Annotated in this window: 16 protein-coding genes; 6 read left to right on the forward strand and 10 right to left on the reverse strand. The window is 70.1% G+C overall.

Annotation, left to right across the window (positions count from 1 at the left end; translation table 11 throughout):
- Positions 1 to 14 precede the first annotated feature (14 nt).
- From ACNI65_RS10925 to ACNI65_RS10945, 5 genes are all read left to right on the forward strand, one after another.
- The gene (locus ACNI65_RS10925) at positions 15 to 3,077 is read left to right on the forward strand and encodes a hypothetical protein (protein WP_416763001.1); all 3,063 of its coding nucleotides are present in this window, start codon (positions 15 to 17) and stop codon (positions 3,075 to 3,077) included.
- Positions 3,078 to 3,150: 73 nt separating this feature from the next.
- On the forward strand, positions 3,151 to 4,305 hold the full coding sequence (locus ACNI65_RS10930; RefSeq protein WP_416763003.1) for a glycosyltransferase: 1,155 nt from the start codon (positions 3,151 to 3,153) through the stop codon (positions 4,303 to 4,305).
- A 12-nt stretch (positions 4,306 to 4,317) separates the two neighbouring features.
- The gene (locus ACNI65_RS10935; RefSeq protein WP_416763004.1) at positions 4,318 to 5,067 is read left to right on the forward strand and encodes a DUF5672 family protein; all 750 of its coding nucleotides are present in this window, start codon (positions 4,318 to 4,320) and stop codon (positions 5,065 to 5,067) included.
- Positions 5,067 to 6,074, forward strand: coding sequence for a hypothetical protein (locus ACNI65_RS10940; protein ID WP_416763005.1), 1,008 nt, complete (start codon positions 5,067 to 5,069; stop codon positions 6,072 to 6,074). The genes ACNI65_RS10935 and ACNI65_RS10940 overlap by 1 nt, the downstream gene beginning before the upstream one ends.
- Before the next feature lie 203 nt (positions 6,075 to 6,277).
- Positions 6,278 to 7,852 (forward strand): methyl-accepting chemotaxis protein, encoded by a 1,575-nt coding sequence (locus ACNI65_RS10945; RefSeq protein WP_416763007.1) that lies wholly within the window; start codon positions 6,278 to 6,280, stop codon positions 7,850 to 7,852.
- Positions 7,853 to 7,953: 101 nt separating this feature from the next.
- Here the strand turns inward: ACNI65_RS10945 and ACNI65_RS10950 are convergent, their stop codons facing one another.
- Positions 7,954 to 8,097 carry a hypothetical protein gene (locus tag ACNI65_RS10950; protein WP_416763009.1) on the reverse strand — a complete coding sequence of 48 codons (144 nt, stop codon included), beginning with the start codon at positions 8,095 to 8,097 and terminating at the stop codon, positions 7,954 to 7,956.
- Between ACNI65_RS10950 and ACNI65_RS10955 the strand changes: the two genes are divergently transcribed.
- Positions 8,096 to 8,305, forward strand: a complete 210-nt coding sequence (locus ACNI65_RS10955; RefSeq protein ID WP_416763011.1) for a hypothetical protein — start codon at positions 8,096 to 8,098, stop codon at positions 8,303 to 8,305. The genes ACNI65_RS10950 and ACNI65_RS10955 overlap by 2 nt on opposite strands.
- Before the next feature lie 19 nt (positions 8,306 to 8,324).
- Here the strand turns inward: ACNI65_RS10955 and ACNI65_RS10960 are convergent, their stop codons facing one another.
- From ACNI65_RS10960 to ACNI65_RS11000, 9 genes are all read right to left on the reverse strand, one after another.
- Complete coding sequence (locus ACNI65_RS10960) at positions 8,325 to 8,984, reverse strand: hypothetical protein (RefSeq protein WP_416763012.1); 660 nt, start codon at positions 8,982 to 8,984, stop codon at positions 8,325 to 8,327.
- Positions 8,968 to 10,389 (reverse strand): hypothetical protein, encoded by a 1,422-nt coding sequence (locus ACNI65_RS10965; RefSeq protein WP_416763014.1) that lies wholly within the window; start codon positions 10,387 to 10,389, stop codon positions 8,968 to 8,970. Before ACNI65_RS10965 ends, ACNI65_RS10960 begins: the two co-directional genes overlap by 17 nt.
- Entirely contained in the window at positions 10,386 to 11,402 is a 1,017-nt protein-coding gene (locus tag ACNI65_RS10970) for a phospholipase (protein ID WP_416763015.1), read from the reverse strand. Before ACNI65_RS10970 ends, ACNI65_RS10965 begins: the two co-directional genes overlap by 4 nt.
- 174 nt (positions 11,403 to 11,576) lie before the next feature.
- A complete protein-coding gene (locus ACNI65_RS10975) occupies positions 11,577 to 12,776 on the reverse strand; it encodes a patatin-like phospholipase family protein (protein WP_416763016.1) in 1,200 nt (399 codons plus the stop codon).
- A 44-nt stretch (positions 12,777 to 12,820) separates the two neighbouring features.
- Complete coding sequence (locus ACNI65_RS10980; RefSeq protein WP_416763017.1) at positions 12,821 to 14,485, reverse strand: hypothetical protein; 1,665 nt, start codon at positions 14,483 to 14,485, stop codon at positions 12,821 to 12,823.
- A gap of 100 nt (positions 14,486 to 14,585) precedes the next feature.
- Entirely contained in the window at positions 14,586 to 16,490 is a 1,905-nt protein-coding gene (locus ACNI65_RS10985; protein ID WP_416763018.1) for a hypothetical protein, read from the reverse strand.
- 58 nt (positions 16,491 to 16,548) lie between these two features.
- Positions 16,549 to 17,397: a transporter substrate-binding domain-containing protein gene (locus ACNI65_RS10990; RefSeq protein ID WP_416763019.1), complete on the reverse strand. Its 849-nt coding sequence runs from the start codon at positions 17,395 to 17,397 to the stop codon at positions 16,549 to 16,551.
- A gap of 73 nt (positions 17,398 to 17,470) precedes the next feature.
- Positions 17,471 to 18,505, reverse strand: a complete 1,035-nt coding sequence (locus ACNI65_RS10995) for a hypothetical protein (protein ID WP_416763020.1) — start codon at positions 18,503 to 18,505, stop codon at positions 17,471 to 17,473.
- Between the two features lie 172 nt (positions 18,506 to 18,677).
- Positions 18,678 to 19,718 (reverse strand): TRAP transporter substrate-binding protein, encoded by a 1,041-nt coding sequence (locus tag ACNI65_RS11000; RefSeq protein ID WP_416763021.1) that lies wholly within the window; start codon positions 19,716 to 19,718, stop codon positions 18,678 to 18,680.
- Between the last annotated feature and the right edge of the window lie 25 nt (positions 19,719 to 19,743).

Here is a 19,743-nt window from a genome sequence, read left to right on the forward strand (position 1 = left end):
CTCGGGAACGCGCCATGGCCTTCACGATCTCCTCACGCCCTTCCGACTCGCCGGCGACTCCGTCGCCCACCGACTCGGACAAACCTTCCGCCTCGACCGACGACGCGTCTGGCGCCCTGCCCGCCCCCACCGACGACGCCTCGTCGTCGCCGTCCTCGGCCACGGGCGGCGATTCCGGGGCCTCCGGCGTGACCGGCCGGCCCTCGCTGTTCCGACGTTTCCTCCGCCCCTTCCAGGACCTGAGGCTGCGGCTCTCTCCGGCGCGCCACGAGCGCACCATCGGCCCCTTCAGCCGAACCTACGTGAAGAGTGACCCGCCCCCGATGCCCGACAAGCGCCCGGCGCTGTTCAAGCCCACCGCCAAGGCCAGCGCGAAGGCCTTGCAAGCCGCGGATGCGAAAGCCCGCGCCGCCGCGCGGTCCACGGCCGCGCAATTGACGAAGCCGCCCGCCCGGTCGTTGGCGTCGTCAACCGCTGCTGTGCCGAAGCAGGCGCCTGCCATCGCGGAGCTGATTCGAAGCTCCCTGCCCGAGTTGCCTCCTGAGCGCGCGCTGTTGCTCGAGGCGGTCCTGGAGACGGCAACCTCCGACCGCGCCCGGGCCGGCGAGGTGCTCGCGGAACTGCTGCGGACGCCCGCGCCAGCGCTCTCCGGCGTGACGCGCGATCCCATCGCGAGCCCCGCCGGCGAGACGCCGGCGCGCATGGAAGTCCAGCGTCAGGCCAACGCCGCCCGCCGAGCGCTGGCGGCGACGGCGGGTGGTTTCGACATCCTCCTGACCTTGCAGGGCTTGCGCCTTCCCCCCGACGGCGATCCGATGCGGCCGCGCGCGGAAGTCGCGCTGGAGAAATACAAGCTGGGCCTGCGGGCCGAGGACGCGCTGATCGCGCAGGGCCTGCGCGTCGGCGGCGCCCAGTCCGGCGACGACGTGCGCGACGCGCTGGATGCCCACCCCCGGCAGCTGGACCTGCTGGATCCCACCTGGCTGGGCACCGGCAACGCGCGCCGGCAACCGGGCGGTGCGCATGAAGCGGAGCTGCCGATGACGCTGGCCGCGCAGGCCTTCCTCCACGCGACCGCCAACCAGGGCCGCGCCGCCGACCTGGAGGGCGAGGCGATGCGCGAGTACAAACCCGCCTACGTCGCGCTGCGCAACGGCTTCACGGTCAGCGGTCAGGGCTCTGACTTCCACCTGATGGCCAAGCGCCTGCGCAAGTTCGTCCGCTACATCGACCTCGCCTGCAAGACGCCCGACGGCGAGCGTCCCACGACACGCCATCAGCTGAGCCTGCCCCTGCGCTTCGCCCGGCGCCTCGCCGGCAAGGACAAGTCGCCGCTGGCCACGCTGCTCAAGTCGGGCGCGATCGGGAGCTCGGCGAAGATCCTCCTCGCCGACGGCCGGACGATCGATCCGACCGCCGAGCGGCAGGTGCTCCAGGACGCCTTCCAGGCCGCCTCGCCCGCGCAGCGCCGCGAGCTGCTGCGCCAGATCGTCGTCGCCACGACGGCCGGCGGCATCAGCAGCTACACCGATGGGCGTCGACATGCCGCCGGTTTCAACGCGGGCTACGGCGGCGTGTCGGTCGCGGGGATCGGCGGCCTGTCCACCGGCATCACGCCCGTGATCGACGTCAGCGCCGAGCGCAGCCGCACCGCGGTGTTCCGCGGCGGCACCCTCGACACCGGCGTGCTCTACCTCGGCAGCGAGCGCAAGGTCAGCGGCTCGGCGGGCGTCGGCGTGCGCGCGGGCACGCAGATCGGCCCGGTGCTGAATGTCTCGGCGCAGGCGATGGCGCGGCTGGGCGCGTCGCACCTGGTGTCGCGCGGGCTCATGATCCGCACCCGCCCCGACGGGCGCGAACACGAGTCGCTGCCGCCGGCGCTCGCCACGGGCCTGGGCAACGAGGGCTGGAAGCGGATGAACGAACTGGCGGTCAACGCGATCTTCGACATCGCCGATCAATCGGCGGCGCAACGCCCGGCCCAGGGCGGTGCGATGTGGTCCCAGGTGGTGGATCGCCTCGGGGACTTCCGCGACATCTCCTTCGGCTGGAACGAGGGGCGCGCCACCGCCGTGGACGTCTCCGCCAGCCTGGACGCCACCGCCGCGATCCAGGTGTTTCCGGGCGTGGGGGCGTCCGCGTCGGCCGGCGTCGGCCTGAAGCACACGCTGCTGGACCGCAAGCAGGCGCGCGATGCCGGCGGCGCGGCACGCTCCGCGCAGACCGAGCACGCTTCCCGCACCGCGCTGCGCCTGGGCGCTGGCGCGGGCGTGTCCCATCCCTCGCTGGCAGTCATCGGCGGGCGCGACATCGCCGCGCTTGGCCGGTACCGCGTGGGCGTGGAGACCGAGCTGGTGCTCCAGTCGCGGTCCGGCATGGTGCGCATCGCCACGCAGGATGGCCAGGTCCTGCCGAACCGCTCGGCCCGCCACCGCGAGTTCGGCGTCCGTGACGACTTCATCCAGGCGATGAATGCCCAGCGCGAGCGCTGGATCGAGCGCCTGGGCCAACCCGATGCGGCCGGCCACCCGCGGGATGGTCAGGCGCGTTTCGATGCCTTCATGACCGAGCTGGTGAACCTGGATCCCGGACCGGGCCGGTTCTATCTGGAACGACAGTGCCTGACGCCCGAGGCCGCGCTGGCGATCGGCAACGCCATGGATCGGCTGGCCGTGCTGCAGCGCGCGCGCCCGGCCGACGCCCGTGTCGCCGAGCTTCAGGCTCAGATCGCCGATCGGGTCGAGTCCTCCTCGAGTTGGCAACCCGCCGGCCTGAACGTCATCCAGCCCATCCTGCGGTCCGGCGCGCCGGGCGCCTCGCTCGACGTCAGCGGATCGGCCAATGCCGGCGGCGGATCGTGGTCGGACCGGCTGCTGGGCGGCGGCCGCCTGGCCGTGGGCGGACGCATCGAGATGGCGTCCGGCGGCCGGGCGGTGCTCTCGCTGGACGCGACGGCAGCGGCGCCGCTGGCGATGCCGCTGGAGACCTCGGCGGCGGCCGTCTCCGGCCCGGCGATGGCCGTCGGCATGAACGCGGACATGGCAGACATGGCGGGCGGGGGGGCGCTCGTCCGCTGACCTGGCGGAGTAGACCGCTCCTGTCCCCCTTATCGGCGCATGGCCGTTTCGCGGCGGGCGACACAATGGCCCGATGAAAACACTGTGCATCGAGGGCTGGCGCGGGGTGAACCACTCCATCGCGATGGTCAACCAGAACCAGATCCTGGAGATGGTGAAGGACCCGCGCTTCGAGCTGTTCCACAAGGACGCGCCGTTCTTCATGCCCCATTGGGACAAGAGCAAGCTGGACTCGGGTTTCGCGCCCGAGGAACGCGCCATCATCGACGCCCTGCCCGATCCCGGCGACCGCGTCATGGACGTGCGCCTGCGCATCGCCTCGCCGGTCCGCCTGGGCGACCCCGCCGCCGCGCGCCGCAACGCCACCTTCGTCGTCACCGAGTTCGGCCTGTCGGGCAAGAGCTTCGATCCGCCCGAGATGCCGCCCAGCGCGCTCACCCAGGGCGATGACCTCGTCATCACGCCGACGCGCTGGTCCAAGGCCCGGCTGGTGGACTACGGCTTTGACGCCGACAAGGTCATGGTCGTGCCCCACGGCTACAAGACCGACACCTTCCTGCCGATGACGCCCGAGCAGCGCCAGGCCGCGCGGGCCGCGCTGGGCATGCAGCCGCACGAGATCGTCTTCAGCAACGTCGGCGTGGCGACCTGGAACAAGGGCATCGACCTGATCCTGCTGGCCTTCGCCGAACTGCGCCTGCAGGGCCTGCCGGTGCGGCTGATCCTCAAGGACCACCAGGGGCTGTACGGCATCGGCGTGGACCGCGTCTTCGCGGAGATGGCCAGCCGCGCGCCGCAGCTCAACTCGGCGCAGGTGCGCGACGGCATCTCGGTGCTGTCCACCAGCCTGAACCTGGCGCAGCTGCGCTCGCTGTACGCGCTCTCCGACGCCTACGTCTCGCCCTACCGCGCCGAAGGCTTCAACCTGCCGGTGCTCGAGGCCATGGGCTGCGGCACGCATGTGATCGTCAGCGGCGGCGGCGCCACCGACGACTTCACGCCGCCCGAGCTCTGCCATCGCCTGCACAGCCGCCCCGGCACCGACGCCGACGCGCCGCAACCGGTGGGCGCCTTCGTCGTGCCGGACCTCGACGACCTGCGCGAGGCCATGCTGCAGGTCGTGGAGCAGCGCCTGCCCCCGGCCGCGCGCCGCGAGGCGGCCCGCCAGCGGCTGGCGCAGCGCTTCTCGTGGGGCACCGTCACGAAGCAGCTGCTCGACCTGCTGTGAGAGGCCGCTGAGATGAGCAAGCCCAGCATCGCCGTCGCCATCGTCGACACCGACCTGCATGTGCTCGCGCGCCAGGCGCTGCTGCACAGCATGCGTCAGATGGAGCAGCACGGGCTGGCGTTCAGCCAGGTGCTGATCTACTCCGACAAGCCCGAGCTCTGGCCCGGACTGCCGGTGATCCCGGTGCCGACGCTGCGCTCGATCACCGAGTACAACCAGATCATCACGCGCACGCTGGCCGATCACCTGAGCGCCGACCACGTGCTGGTGATCCAGTACGACGGCTTCGTGCTCAACGCCGACCAGTTCTCGCCGCACTTCCTGCATTACGACTACATCGGCGCGCCCTGGCCCAACTACGAGGTCAACGAGGTCGGCAACGGCGGTTTCTCGTGGCGCTCGCGGCGCCTGGTGCACGCGGTGGCGCAGCTCGATTACGCCGATCCGGCCGAGCCCGAGGACCTCTTCATCTGCCGCACCATGCGCGAGACGCTGGAGCGCGCCGGCTGCCGCTTCGCGCCCAAGGCGATCGCGCAGCACTTCTCGGTGGAGTTCCCTGCGGTGCCCTTCCCGACCTTCGGTTTCCACGGCATCTTCCACCTGCCCCTGGTCTACCGGGAAATGCCCGACTTCCTGCTGGACCACCTCTCCGACCGGATCGTCAAGACGCGCAGCGGCTTCCTGATGCCCGGCTTCCAGGCGGTGTCGCCCGCGGCCGCGCAGAAGCTGCAGGCGCGCCTGGCCACTCTCGAAAGCTCCTGATGAACGCGAAGAAGCAGATCGTCATCCTCATTCCCCATGGCGTGCAGACCGGCGGTCCGGAAGCCCTGCACCAGCTGTCGGACTCGCTGCTGCGCCAGGGCCACGATGCGCGCGTCTGGTACGTGCTGCCGACTGACCTGCCGGCCATCGACGACCTGTTCCGCCGCAACGGCCTGACCGCGGGCACCGCGCTCAAGCTCCAGCCGCGCCCGAACACGATCGCCGACTACGAGAAGTACCAGGTGCGCCTGGCCGAGGAGATCGCCATGACGCCCGACACCTGCGTCGTCCTGGCCGAGACCTACGTCCACTGGCTGCGCTACTTCCAGCCCTGCACGCCGATGGTCTGGTGGCTGAGCATCGACAACGCCTTCGAATACCTGTCGGTCAACAAGATCAACCTCAACCTGCTGCGCAGCGAGCGGGTGCTGCACACCTACCAATCGGGCTACGCGCGCGACGTGATCCGCGCGCTGGGCTGCACGCGCACGCTGCCGCTGTCGGACTACACGCCCGGCAAGCCGGTGCCCGCGCCCGGCGAGCCCGTCTTCGAGACGGCCGCCAAGACCGACATCGCGCTCAATGCCAACCACAAGGTGGTCTACGACGTGGGCGCGATCGCCGCGCGACTGGAACGCGAGAACGGCTGCAAGGTCCACCTGATCCGCGGCCTGACGCGCGCGCAGGTCTATGAGGCGCTGGGGCGCAGCAAGCTGTTCATCGACCTCGGCACCTTCCCCGGCAAGGATCGCCTCGCCCGCGAGGCGCTGATGCGCGACTGCTGCGTCTTCGCGCTGGATGTGGGCGCCGCGCGCGATTACGCGCTGCCCGACGAGTGCTACTTCAAACCCGACCAGGTCGATCAGGTCTTCGCCGGCGCCGCCGGTCTGATGCGCGATTTCGAGCTCTACCTCGAGCTCTCGCGGCCGGCGCAGCAGGCGGTGCGGCGCGAGCGGATGATCTTCGAGCGCGAGGTCGCCGGCCTGGCGCATGCCTTCGGCGCCTGACGCCTTCGGGGCCGGATGCTTCGGCCCCCACCCCATGCCAAGGGTTTTCCCTCCCCGCTGGCTTACGGGGGTGTAGGTGATCCCCCTTCAAGCGAAACGGCGCGGCTCGCATTGAGAAAGCCCGCCGCAACGCCGAAGATGACTCTGGGACGCGAAACGACCACAAGGACGGGCGTCACCAGCATCCATCAGGGGGAAACCAAATGAACTTCTCAGGCCTCAAGGTCAAGACCAAGCTGTGGGCGGGTTTCGGTGTGATGGCGCTCATCGTGGCGGCCGTCTCCGGTGCGGCGCTGCACTGGCTGAACCAGTCCAGCTCGCGCGTGGAAACCTATCTGCAGGGCGTGGCGGCGCGAGAGCGCCTCGTGATCGACCTCCAGTCCGCCGCCAAGTCCCGCGCCATCGCCGCGCGCAACCTCGTGCTGGTGACCACGCCGCAGGATCGCGCGCTGGAACTGGACGCGGTCACCAAGTCGCATGAGGCCGTCCAGCAGGCGCTGGGCAAGCTCAAGCAGCACCTGGCGGGCGCGCAGGACGCGACCACGCAGGACCGCACCCTGTTCGACAAGGTCGCCGGCATCGAGGAGCAGTACGGCAAGGTCGCCCTGGCCATCGTGGGCCTGGCCAACGACGGCAAGCGCGACGAGGCCGTCACCAAGATGAACGCGGAATGCCGCCCGCTGCTGGCGGCGCTGCTGACCGCCACCGGCGACTTCATCCGCTACGAGGACGAGCGTTCCGCCGCGGAGACGCGGTCCGCGAGCGAGCTGTTCACGACCGACCGCAACCTGCTGATCGCCACGGCGGTACTGTCCGCGGCGATCGCCGGCCTGCTCGGCTGGCTGATCAGCCGCGCGGTGACCGCGCCGTTGAACCGCGCGATCCAGGTCGCGCAATCGGTGGCCGATGGCGACCTGCGCGACGACATCCAGGTCGATGGCCGCGACGAGCTCAGCCAGCTGCTGACCGCGCTGAAGGCCATGAGCGGCAACCTCTCCACGATGGTGACGAACGTGCGTCAGGCCGCGGACGGCATCGCCACGGCGTCCACGCAGATCGCCAGCGGCAACCAGGACCTGTCCAGCCGCACCGAGTCGCAGGCCAGCGCGCTGCAGGAGACCGCCTCCTCGATGGCGCAGATGACCGAGACCGTGCAGGTCAACGCCGAGTCCTCGCGCAAGGCCACCGGCCTGGCGGATGCCGCGGCGCAGGTCGCGGGCCAGGGCGGTGAGGTCGTGCACCGCGTCATGACGACGATGGAGGCCATCACCGGCTCCAGCAAGCGCATCGGCGACATCATCGGCGTCATCGACGGCATCGCCTTCCAGACCAACATCCTCGCGCTGAATGCCGCTGTCGAGGCGGCCCGGGCCGGCGAGCAGGGCCGCGGCTTCGCGGTCGTGGCCAGCGAGGTGCGCGCGCTGGCGCAGCGCAGCGCCAACGCCGCCAAGGAGATCAAGACGCTGATCTCGGACAGCGTGGAGAAGGTCGATGTGGGCGCGGCGCAGGTGCAGGAAGCCGGCCGCACGATGGACTCGGTGCTCACGCAGGTGCGCAAGGTCACCGACCTCATGGGCGAGATCAACGCCTCCACCGAGCAGCAGACCCACGGCATCGTGCAGGTCAACGAGGCCGTCGCCGCGATCGACCGCGGCACGCAGCAGAACGCGGCCCTGGTCGAGCAGAGCGCGGCCGCCGCCGAGAGCCTGCGCCAGCAGGCCGTGGCCCTGACCGAGGCGATCTCGCGCTTCAAGGTGCGCAACGCGTTGGCGATGTGATCCACCGGAGGTTGGTTGCCGGCCCTGGTGCCGATGCGGCCGACTTCGAGAAGACCGAAACGGGAGCCAGATTGGCTCCCGTTTTTTCGTTCCTTGACGCTTCAGGACGGTGCAGAACGCCCGGCGGTGCGATCGCCGAATCCCATGACCGCGATCTTTGGAAACAGCATTTGACTCTGCTGCGCTGCCGCATAAAGTGCCCTGTCCCATTCGCTCGTGAGGTCCAGCATGAGTTCAATCGCCATGACCATGTTCCTCGACTCCTCGCCCGGGGAGCTCGTGGATCTGCCGCATGCGGGTTCCGGCCTGGAGCATCCGCTCGTTTTCGACAGCGCCGCCAAGGAGATCCAGCAGCTGGCCGTCGAAGGCCGTGTCGAGGTCGTTCAACAGCGCGTCACCGCCGTGGGCGACGAGACGCTGATCGAGGACCTGCGCTTCCGGCGCCTGAGCTGAAGCGCGCGGCCGTCCTCGGTCAGGGCGACGCGCCGCTCGCGGCCAGCGACGCGCGCATGCGGGCCTGCATCTCGGCGATGCGGCGGCGTTTCTCCTCGCCGATCGCCAATTGCTCCGGTGACAGTCCCATCGCCCGGCCCCGCTCGATCTGCTGATCGATGAGCGGCAATTCGCGCTCGGCTGCGTCGACGAAGGCGCGCTGCACCGACTGATGCCGGTCCTGCTCGCGGCGCGCGTAGGCGTTGCGATCGTCGAGTTGCCACGCTGGCGTCTGCGCCTCGGCGGCAGCGCGTTGAAGCGGCGGCGTGCGCTCGTCCCCCGCCGTGCGGGCCTCCGCGAGGGTCCATGCCGCCGGCACTTCCCCGGTCGCTGAAGCGGGCGCGCCGGGCGCGGAGGCCGCAACTGCGGACACGGCGCCATTCGCCGCGGACGCCGCCTCGTTCGCCGCTCCCGCCGAAGACGGCGCCGAAGCGCCCTCCTCGCTCCGAAGCAATGCTGTGGCCGACGCGGACAAGGACACCGCGGGCGCCTCGCGCGGCGAGGCCTCAGCGGCGTCCCACGCATCCAGCGGTCCGCCCGTCGCGACCCAGCCGAGCAATGCCCCCACCAGCGTCAACGCGAGCGCGAGACGCAGGTCGATGCGGCCGCGGGCCACGCCCCGATCAATGCGCGTGCGCATGCGCGTCTCCCGCCGCCATCGGCGATGGGGGCTCGAAGGGCGTGCGCGGCGGCGTCACGCCGGGCGCCCAGCGCAGGCCGGCCGCGTCGAGCAGGTCCTTCTGCCGCTGCCGCCAGCGCGCGTCCAGCCGCTCCAGCGCGAGCGCCTGCCGCGCCTCGTGGCGCACGGTCTCGCTGTCCACCGGATAGACGCCGCGCCGCGTCGACAGCACCTGCACGCGTTCCCAGCCCGCGCCGTCCGGATGACGGATCGGCGGGGATGCCGGGCCCACCGGCCAGGCGCGCGCCAGGTCGCGCGCCCAGGCATCGAGCGCCGAGTCCGGCTCGGCATCGCCCAATCGCCAGTTCAACGGCGCGGCGCCCGCGAGCCCGCGCAGGCTCGCGGGCGCCGCGCAAGCCGACGGAGGCTCGCCCTGTTCCTCGCCGGATGCGGGGCAGCGCACATGCAGGGCCTCCACGGCTTCCAGCCGCTCGAAGCGTTCCTGATGGGCACGGTAGTAGCGCTCGATGTCGGCCGGGCTGACGGCCGCGGCGAGCGCGTCGCGCGGCGGCGCGTCGCCGTGCGGATCGGCGCTCAGGCCCGACCACCGCTGCCACGCCAGCTTGCGCTGGCGCGCCTCGATCACGCGGTGCACGAAGTCGAGTTCGTCGGCCTGCCAGCCGCTCTCGCGCCGCAGCCAGTGCTCGACGAATCGCTCGCGCAGCAGCTGGCGAGCCTGCGCGCGGGCGAAGTCGAGATCGCCACCACGCAGCAGGCGCCGGCCCTGCACGTTCTGCAGCGGCCAGAGGTCGCCGAGCGTGATCGCGCCAGCGGGCACGACGCCCGCGCCACCGGCACCACCGAAAGCGCGATGCCGCTGCACGACCACGCGCGACGCCGCGGCCAGCTGCGCGGCGTCCAGCGCGTCGTCCATGCGCAGGCTCGATCCGGGACGCGAGGCGCCGGCGTCGGGCCACACGGCGCGCCACGCGGCCGCGTCGACCTTCAGCGGCAGCTCCGGTGAGGCGGCACGCCACGCGGCGTCGATCCGATCGGGCCAGAGCGCCTGCAGCGTCACGAGCCATTGGCGGCGGATCTCCAGCTCGGGCGGGAAACCGACGCGCCGGCTCGCGAAGAGCGTGGCATCGCCGACCTCGCGCGCGGCCGCGTCGCCCATCAGCAGGTCGACCGCCAGGTGACGCGTGAGCTCGCCCAGCGTGAGCTCGGGCCGCTCGCGCCGCGCGAGCGCGAGCAGCGCCTCGGCCGGGCGCCGCGGGATCGGCTCACTGCCCACGCGCGCGACCCAATCGGCGGACGGCTGCGCGATCGGAGCCGCCATCGCCGGGAACGCCAGCGCGAACGGCAACGCCAACGCCAGCCCCAACGACGACAGCCCCACCGCGCCCGCGAGGAGCGCGGCCCTCACAGCCGCTCGGCCGCGCGGTTGAGCAGGTGCACCACCATCGCGATGGCGTGCGGCACGACGACGCGCCCGACATCGCGGCGCACGCCGTGATCGGTGGAGGACAACACCTGCCCCCCGCGGCTGTACGAGATCGCCCCGCCCTGGCGCAGCAGCGGCCGGATGTCCGTGGCCGTCCCGGACAGCGGCGTGTAGCTCGCCAGCGCGGCGGTCACGCGCGCGTCGTCGTTCAGGGCCTCGCTGTCGTAGTAGTCCTTGACCCAGGTCTCCCAGCCGGAGTGGTTCAGCGCGGACGTCGTCCAGGTGTGATGCGGCTGCAGCAGGTCGGTGGTGTGCATCACGAAGCCCAGGCTTTGCACCGTGGGCCGCGCGAGGAACTGCGACCACCAGTACTGGCCGAGGTTGTCGATGGGCTGGAACGGCGCCTTCTCGAAGTCCGCGTACATCGAGGCGGTGGAGCTGCTGCCCTGGCGGTAGTTGGCCTCGGTCAGCCCGTAGCTGTTGTACTTGCTGCCGTCGCTGAACCAGCCTTTCATGCCGCCCTTGCCGTCGTCCAGGTGGTCGCCGACCAGCCACGCGGCGGCAAGGTCGTCGATGTCACCCTTCACCGTGAGCTTGGCGTAGTTGTAGCCGCCGAAGGCGTTGCCGTGCACGTCCGGACCCTGCGTGCGGTTCTGGAAGTGCCAGTAGGAGGTGTAGTTGACGATGCCCGAGCCCAGGCCCCAGACGGGCGCGAGCACGCAGTCACCGGTCATGGCGCCGCACAGGTAGGTGTCGGCGAAATCGTCCACGTCGTAGGCGCCCTGGCCGAGCTGCTCGGTGAACTGCTCGATCGTGTAGCCCGCGCGCGTCACGCCGGCCAGCAGCTTGGCGTACTGCGTGGTGTCCGCGTGGCGCTGCATGTAGCGCACCGCATCCATGGCGATGCGCTTGTGGGTCTCTTGGGCGAAGGCGCCGGCATCGGTCGTGTGGACGAGCCCGGCCGCCGCGGCGGTCAGAAGCAGGATGGATCGCATCGAAGTCTCCCTGTCGGAACCGGTCGAGGTTCCTGGTCTTCCCGAGAGGCGCGCGTGCCGGCCGCACGTCGTCGTTGTTGTTGTCGGAGCGGGATGTTCGGCGCGGGTCGTGACGGCGCGGTTAAGAAATGTCGACAGCCACGCCGCCGCTTGCATGTCGATACAACTGTCGGGTCAACCCCGAGGCGGCTTGAGGGCGGGTTTGGCCGCTGGCTTGACAGGCGCCTTGGCAGACGGCTTGATCGGCGGCCGGGCGTTGTTGACCCGATTCGCGAGGAAGACCTCGCCGATGTCCAGGGTGCTGTCGTGCCCGACGTGCTTCGCGCAGGTGTTCAGCCACTGGTCCGCCGCCGCACGGCCCAGGCCGAACAACGTCGTCAGCAACCGCGGATCGGTGTTGAGCTTGCTGGACGCGCCGAACGGCGCCAGGCCGTCCTCGTCGGCCACGCGGTGCAGCCGCATCTGCTTGTAGCGCGTCGGGTCGATGCGCCGGTCCCGCAGCAGCCGCTGCACGAAGGAGATCGCGCGCAGTTCCGCCACCAGGCTGGCGTTGAAGGTGATCTCGTTGATGCGGTCGTCGATCTCCGACGCGGTGCGGGGGATGCCCTCGTGCTGTCGCGGATTGATCTGGATGAGCAGCACGTCGTCGGACTCGGTGCCGTAGACCAGCGGCCAGAGCGCGGGGTTGCCCGAGAAGCCGCCGTCCCAGAAGGGCTCGCCGTCGATGACCACGGTCTGCGCGCTGTGCGGCAGGCAGGCCGAGGCCATCAGCGCCTCGATGCTCAGGTCTTCCCCGCTGAACACGCGCGGCTGACCGGTGCGCACCGAGGTCGCGGTGACGAAGACCTTGATCGGGCCGTCGCGCAGCGCGTCCACATCGACGTGACGCCGCACGATGTCGCGCAGCGGATCGAGGTTGAAGGGGTTGAGCTGATACGGGCTCCACAAGCGCAGCCAGGCCTCCCAGGCGGCCATGCCGGGCCAGGCGCTGCGGTTGAAGATCCACGCGGGGGTGGGCGGGCGGACCGGGTCGGCGGGGCCGGCGGCCTCCCCCACGACGCCGAAGCACGCGGGCACGCCGGAGACGTCCTGCCAGAAGCGCGACAGCGCCTGGCGAGCGCCGAGCGCCCCGCCCTGCGCGAAGCCGGTGGCCATGACCGCGGCGTTCATCGCGCCGGCGCTGGTGCCCGAGGCGCCGTCGATGCGCAGCGAGCCGTCCTCCAGCAGCCGGTCCAGCACGCCCCAGGTGAAGGCGCCGTGAGAGCCCCCGCCCTGCAGGGCGAGGTCGATGAGACGAGGCGAAGCGGCGGGCTTGTCCCGATCATTTGTCACGGACGACGATGGCGACGGCGAGGACATGGAGGGCTTGGGCATGACGGAGGCTGCACGAGCGGCGCGGCCGCGGAGCTTGCAGCCTATCAGTCCGGCGCCTTGGGCTCAGGTGGCATGACTGCGCCGAGCTTGCGGAGCTCCTCCGAGATCGCCGCGGCCATTCGCGGCCCCACAGGGCCGAAATGCGCCCTCAAGTCCCGGACCGCTACGGACTGGTACGACTCATCCAGGAGAATCGCATTCAGGTTCCCCAAGGTCGTGACCCGTTCTTCCAGGCGGCGATAGAAATCGACCTGTCCTTGGCAGAACTTCTGTTCCTTCGCCGCCCTCTCGCTCTCCTTCGGGTCATCGCTGCGCACCATCGCGGCAGCCTCCTTTGCCCGCCTCAGCGCCTCCCGGGCAAACCAGTTCGTCTGACCCAAGTCCCGCAAGGTCTCTGAGGGGAAGACTTCCGGGTGTGTGTGGTGCTGCCTCGCCAACCCCGGAAACGCGGTGATGCCGAGTCGGTGATACCCCCGTGCAGCCAGCACGACGCGAAGCCTTTCGGCATAGGAGCGTTCCGCCGTCGACGCGGCACCGGAGGCACCCTCACACGCGAAAAGAACCAAGGTACCCGCGAAATCCGGCCGCAAACCGCGCTGGATCAACCCATCCGCCAAAGCCTCGGGCGACAGGTCACCGACCAGATCAGTGCTGTATGCGGTCGTGCCATCGAATGCCCGACTCCTCTTACCATGCCCCGCGACCAGAATGCGCCCGTTCGGGTGGACGTTCTCCAATAGGCGGACAGGATCCGCCCCGGCGGGGGCTTCAAATGAAAGACGCATGTCGCCAGCCGGCGACTCGATCAGATCGTGGTAGCGGGACAAGGTCTTGATCGGCTGCTCGGACGCATCCATCAAGGACCACATCGCCGTATGGGACAGCCCGGGGCTCAGCGTCAGGACTGTCTCGCGCGCCGCGCGCAGCCCGTCAACGAACCGCACGTCGATGCGATCGCCGGCGACATTGGCTTGCAGCCACCACACGACGCCGTTCGGGGCCTTTTCCAACAGCTGCAGCAAGCGCCGCTTCAAGCCCGCTTCGAGTGCGATTGGCCGCTCCCACAGAAATCGATCCTGAAGCCACGGGCCCAGTGCGCCCGCGATCTGGCCGAGGAGCATGCTCACGGTCTTGTCCTTCGAGTCTCGGACGGTCAATGGCCGTGCGACGGTGATGTGCTCGTTGGGCTGCAATCGGCCGCGAGACGGCAGCCTCTCCACGACATGCCTGGCTCGATCGGCCAGTTCTTCCAGCGTCCAAAATCCCATCCGCAAGGCATCACCGTCCTCGGGCATGCTCGCCATCGTGGCGGCATTCATGCCGGCAGCCTCCGACCTGATGGCATGCATCAGGACGTTGAGCATGGCGGTCGAGGTGTGGGCCACGGTACGCTGCCACGCGCCGACCTCGTTGTCCCAACGGCCATCCGCATGACGGATCGTGATCCAACGATTCGCACCGCCCGTCGGCTCGCAATTGCAGCGCAGGACATCATCGATGCGCACACCCAGTCCCCTTGGCCACCAGGGAGCCCGCATCACGACGTTGACGAGGACTGACGACTCCATAAGCAGCGCGTGGTCAGCGAAAATCGTCGCTGGATCGATCTGCTGGTCAAGGAAAGCGACCGGCGTGCGGACCGACAAGGCCGCCTCATCCGTTGAGAGCGCATCGGCCGTCTGGGCCGGGATCGGGGAGGAAACTCGCATGGAGTGATCACGAAGGGAAGAGGGCTGTGTTCACTCGATCCAAGTTCCAGTTCGGCCACCCGATCAGCGCGGCGGCGGATCGCCAAGCCTGGCAGTTCGATCAGCCTCGGGCGTCCTTGCTCCTGGAGGAACCGGCACGGCGGGGACCGACATGGCCCCACATGTGGCGCACGCCCACCTGGTCGTAGGTGTAGTCGTGGTAGGCCCAGTCCGCCTGCCGATCGATCTCGGACGCCACGGTCGGCTGGGGCTGCGCTTGGCGGAACAGCCCCTTGATCCCGTCCATCAGCCGGCGATGCCAAGGCGGCTTGACGCCCGACGCCGCGGGCGGGCTCAGCGCGGCGATGGCCTCGCCCTTCACCCGGGCAATCTGCGCGGCGATCCGTGCGCCTGCGCTGACGTCCTCGATCCGCGCGGCGTACGCCTTCTCCTGTTCCACCAGGTCCGCGTAGATGCGCATCTCCTTCAGGGTCTTCTCCTGCTTCTCGAACAGGCTCTGACGACGCTCGGGCCGCCGCTCGCGCGAGAGCTCCCGCTCCTGCGTCAAGGCTTCGCGGAGCGCGCGTTCCCGCTGCGCCTCGAGCGACCCGATCAGCCGGCGCGTGCGCGCCAGCGTGGCCGGTGCATGGAGGACCAGTTCCGACGGTGCCACGATGTCGCGTTGGAATCCTGCGCGGGTGACCCCAGGACGGGCCGCCACCGTCAGGGACCGGTAGCCCTTGTCCGCGAGCGCTTGCCGCAGGCGATGCGAGAAGGCCTCCGTGGAACCCAGCCCGTTGCCGCTGCTGCACGAGTTCAGATAGACGGTGCCATTGAACGCCTTGGACAAGCCCTGCCCGGCCAGCTGCGCGGCGAGCTGCCGCGGTGTCAGCCCGCCGACCGTGGGCTGACGCCAGGCGCCGCCGGGCTCGCCGTGTCCGAGCACCATCACCCGCCCTTCCGGGTCGACGTCGGCAAGCGGCTGCTTGGTTTCCAGCGAGGTGGACTCCCGCGCCATCACGCGCCCGACGGTCCGGGCCCGGCCGTTGTGCCCGATCGCCAGCTCGTTCCAGAGATGCTCCAGGTCGTCCTTGGGATCGGGTCGGAAGATGCGCAATCCGTCGAGGTGCGGGCCGTCCTTGAGCACGACGCCCAAGCACCGATGCGCCCCCCCTTCCTTCAGGATCAGTTCCACGTTCCGCCCCTTGGCATCGACACGGAGCGCCCAGTCCGGTGGCTCGGCGCTGGAAGCCGCCATCGCCTGCCTCAAGGCGTCGAACGGCGCCCGCTCCAGCGCGAGCGGCCGGTTCCATTCGAAGCGCTCCATCAGCGTGGCGCCCAGGGACTGCGCGACCTCAGCGCGGACGGTGGCGAGTCGAGCGTCCACGGACTTGGCGGACACGGCCGATGCCGCGAGCGGGCTCGCGGGCCGCGGGCGTGCCTCGCCGAGCCACTCGGCCGCGGTGAACTCGCCGGGTTCCGGCTTCGGCAGCTTCCTGGGCTCGGGTCGCGCCCGGCCTGAGGTTTTCTCTTCGAGAGCGCCCAGCGACTTCACGAGGTCTTCCGAGTGCACCGGCAAGCGGGACACGGGCCCGCTCCCGGCCCCGCTCAGATGGACGCGAAGTTGCTTGAGCAGTTGATGGGCGAAGTCCAGGGGCACGGGATCTTGCCCGAACGGTCGCGAGGTCCAGCCGCCGTTGTCACTCTCCATCTGGATCCAGGCCGAGGCGCCCTCCGGCGGTTCGAAAGCCCAGCGCTGCGCGCCGTGGTCCAGGTTCAAGCCCAGATGGCGGGGCCACCAGTCCGCGCTCAGCGCGAGCCCTGCCTGCTTGAGTTCCCGCTCAGGCACGCCGCCGCTCTGGACGCCGAAGCTGGCCGTCTCGACAGCCAGGGGGGTATCGGCCGCGGCGGCTTCGCCGATGGCCGCGTCGGGGTGACTGGGCGGCGTCGCGCCGGACCAGCGGTCAATGAGGGAATCAGGCATGGCATGACTGGAATCGAGGACACCTGTCCAGTCATCGAGCATCCCTGTTCATGTGCAGCGCGGCTTGTCGGAACGTGTGAACGATCACACGCGCCGGCGGCTAGCGCGGCGGCGGATCGTTCGGCAGCCAGCGCTTGTAGATCGCCTGGAAGCTGCCGTCGCGTTTCATCTCGGCGAGCTGGTGCTGCCACGCCTGGATCGTGCCCATCGGCGTGCTGCGCGAGAACGCGATGAAGCCCTCGCTCGCGGCGAAGCTGAACACTTCCTCGATCGCGTCGCGCGAGACACCGGCCTGCACCAGCGTCTGCGGCATCGACAGCTTCTCGGCGGCGAACAGCGGCGCGCGGCCCGCGGCCAGCATGCGCACGCCCTGGATCGGATCGCTGACCTGCTGCAGGTTGTGGAAACCCGCCGACTGCAGCTGGGTCAGCGTGTACCAGTCCCGCACCACGAGCACCTTGGGCGCGCGCTTCGCCTCGGCCAGCGAGTTCAGCCGCAGGCCGCTGCCGGCCTTGGCGTAGAAGGTGCTCTGGAAGGTGACGATGGGGCCGACCCAGTGGAAGAGCTTCTCGCGCTCGGGGATGCGGGCCATCGAAAACAGCGCCGTCGGCGCGCCGTCCTGCGCCTCGCGGAAGGCCCGGGCCCAGGGCATGAACTCGATGGGCAACGACTGGCCCAGCCGCTTCTGGATCGCCTGGACGATGTCCACCGACAGGCCGCGCGGCTGGCCGAATTCGGTGAAGTTGATCGGCGGGAACTCCTCGCTGAGCAGGCGCAGCGACGCCGCCGGCGCGCCGCCTGAGGCGACGGTCGACGGGCCCGTGGAGGGCGTGGGCGGTGTCGACGCCGGTCCCGGCACAGGGGCCGGAGACGGCAACCGGGTCGTGGCCGAGGCTTGCGCCCCGCCCAACCAGGCCAGACCCGCCAGGGTCAGGTGTCGTCGATGCATCCGCGAGTCAGGGATCGAAGGAGTCGAAGGTGTCGGATCGTTCGAATCGATGATAGGCGGCGGTTACGACATGTCACTTTTCAGCCGATGGCCTGACCCGCCTCGGACTGCGCATTCCTGCGCATCGCGTGAAGGGGAAAACCCGAGGGGACCGGGACGCGCGGTCAACGCGCCGACGGGTCGGAGGCGCGCGGGTCGCGAAGGGTCGTGGGCGTCGACGGGCCGTGGTGGACCCACATCTGGCGAGCGCCCGAGGGGTCCGTCGAATTGACCTTGCCATCGTCGACGCGCGGCCCTCGCGATCCAGCGCGGCCAGGCGCTGTCCGGCTCGGGCGCCCGACATCGACGCCGGCAGCAGGAAGCGGTCCTCCAGCCGTGCGGCTCCGTTATGGCGCTGGGCCAGTCCCTGGGCGGCCGAGGCCAGGTTGTCGTCCGGTCTGGGCCTGAAGATCGCCACGCCCTGGGCGTGCGGCCCGGCCTTCAGCACCGTCCCCAGCGACCGGTCGCCGGTGAGCGTGTGCAGCAACAGCTGCACGTCGCCGCGATCGCTCTGCGCGCGCAGGGACCACGACCTCGACGTCAGGGACGGCTCGGACAAGGCCTGGGCCAGGGCCTTGAACGGTGCCGGCTCGAGCGCGATCGGGCGTGTCCAGTCGAAGCGTTGCAGCAGCACGGCGCCGAGTCGCTGCGCGGTCTCGGCCTGGACCGCCGCGGCGGCGCGTTCGCCTGCGCCGCCCTTGAAAAGCCCCCCGGCCTGGCGGTGCTGTGTGGTCTTGCCGTCGCGGCCACCCTCGATGGCCACGACCTCGGAGGAAACCGCCTCGCCGCGACGGTACGGCGAGAGGTCGATGGGAACGCGTGCGCTCAAGGGGCCCTCACGCGGTTCGAATTCGTGCCGAAGCTCGCCCTCGTCCACGTGCAGTCCGAGGCCGTGTGGCCACCAGTCCGCGGCGACGCAGCGCCTGGCGGTCTCGAACTCCGGGCTTTGCTGGGCTTCGCGGACCGATTTGGCAGCGGGTCCCTGCGCCGCGGCGACGGGCGTGTCGCCGGCGGTCGAGGGGGGCGAGAACGGGGAGAGACGGGTCAGGAAACTGGGCAGTTGCGGCATGGCGCGGGCCTCCATGGAACGATGCCCGATCAGTTCCCTTCAGCGACAGCCCGTTCTCCCGTCGATCCTCCCGTTCGCATCGACGTGATATCGCTCACGTCGCCGGGACCATCGACACGATGACCTTGTGTTTCGTCAAAGCGCGATCACGCGGCCCCGGTCGACCCGGTCCTCACTTCGCCCCGCGCAACTTGCCGAGCTGAGCCTGCGTCTCGCTCCACAGGTCCATGCCGACCTGCGTGGCGATGCCGGCGTTCACGCGGGTGAGCTTGTCGCGCATGCGCGCGGTCTCGGCGGGGCTGAGCTCATTGACCGCCATGCCCTTGGCCTTGAGCTCGGCCAGCGCCTTGGCGGCCTCATCGCGCGTGTCCTTGCGCTCGAAGTCGCGGCTCTTCACCGCGGCGGCCTGCAGCACCGCCTGCTCGTCCTTGGACAGGCCATCCCAGAACTTCCTGCTGACCGTCACGATCCACGGGCTGTAGACGTGGTTCGTCACCGTCAGGTACTTCTGGACCTCGTAGAACTTGGCCGAGAGGATGGTGTTGTACGGGTTCTCCTGGCCGTCGACCGCGTTGGTCTCCAGCGCGGTGAACAGCTCCGAGTACGGCAGCGGCACCGCGTTGGCCCCCAGTTGCTTGAAGCTGTCCAGGAACACGTTGTTCTGCATCACGCGCAGCTTGATCCCGTTGAGGTCCTCGAGCTTGTTGACCGCGTGCTTGCTGTTGGTCAGGTTGCGGAAGCCGTTCTCCCAGTACACGAGGCCGACCATGCCCTTGTCCGTCAGCTTGGCGCGCACCTTGTCGCCGACCGGGCCGTCCAGCAGCGCGTCGGCCTCGCGGACGTTGTTCACGAGGAACGGCGTGTCCCAAAGCGCCATCTCCTTGGCGATGCCCACCAGCGTGGCGGTCGAGCCCACCATCATCTCCTGCGCCCCGCCGATCAGCGCCTGCTGCATCTGCGTGTCCGGTCCCAGCGCGGCGCCGCCGATGGCGCGCACCTTCATCTTGCCGCCCGACAGCCGGGCGACCTCGTCGGCGAAGACCTTCACCGCGCGGCCCTGGTTGCTGTTCTCGGCCAGGCCGTAGCCGAAGCGGATCAGCCGCGGCTTGATGTCGGCGGCCTGTGCCGATGACACGGTCAGCGTGGTGCTCAGTGCGACAGCGGCCAGCGCGACGGCGGCGGCCAGGGTCTGACGACGGGTCTTGAAGCTCATGGTTGTCTCCTTGAGAAATGCATCG

It is taken from the genome of Roseateles sp. So40a (genome assembly GCF_048081605.1).
Classification (GTDB): Bacteria; Pseudomonadota; Gammaproteobacteria; order Burkholderiales; family Burkholderiaceae_C; genus Roseateles.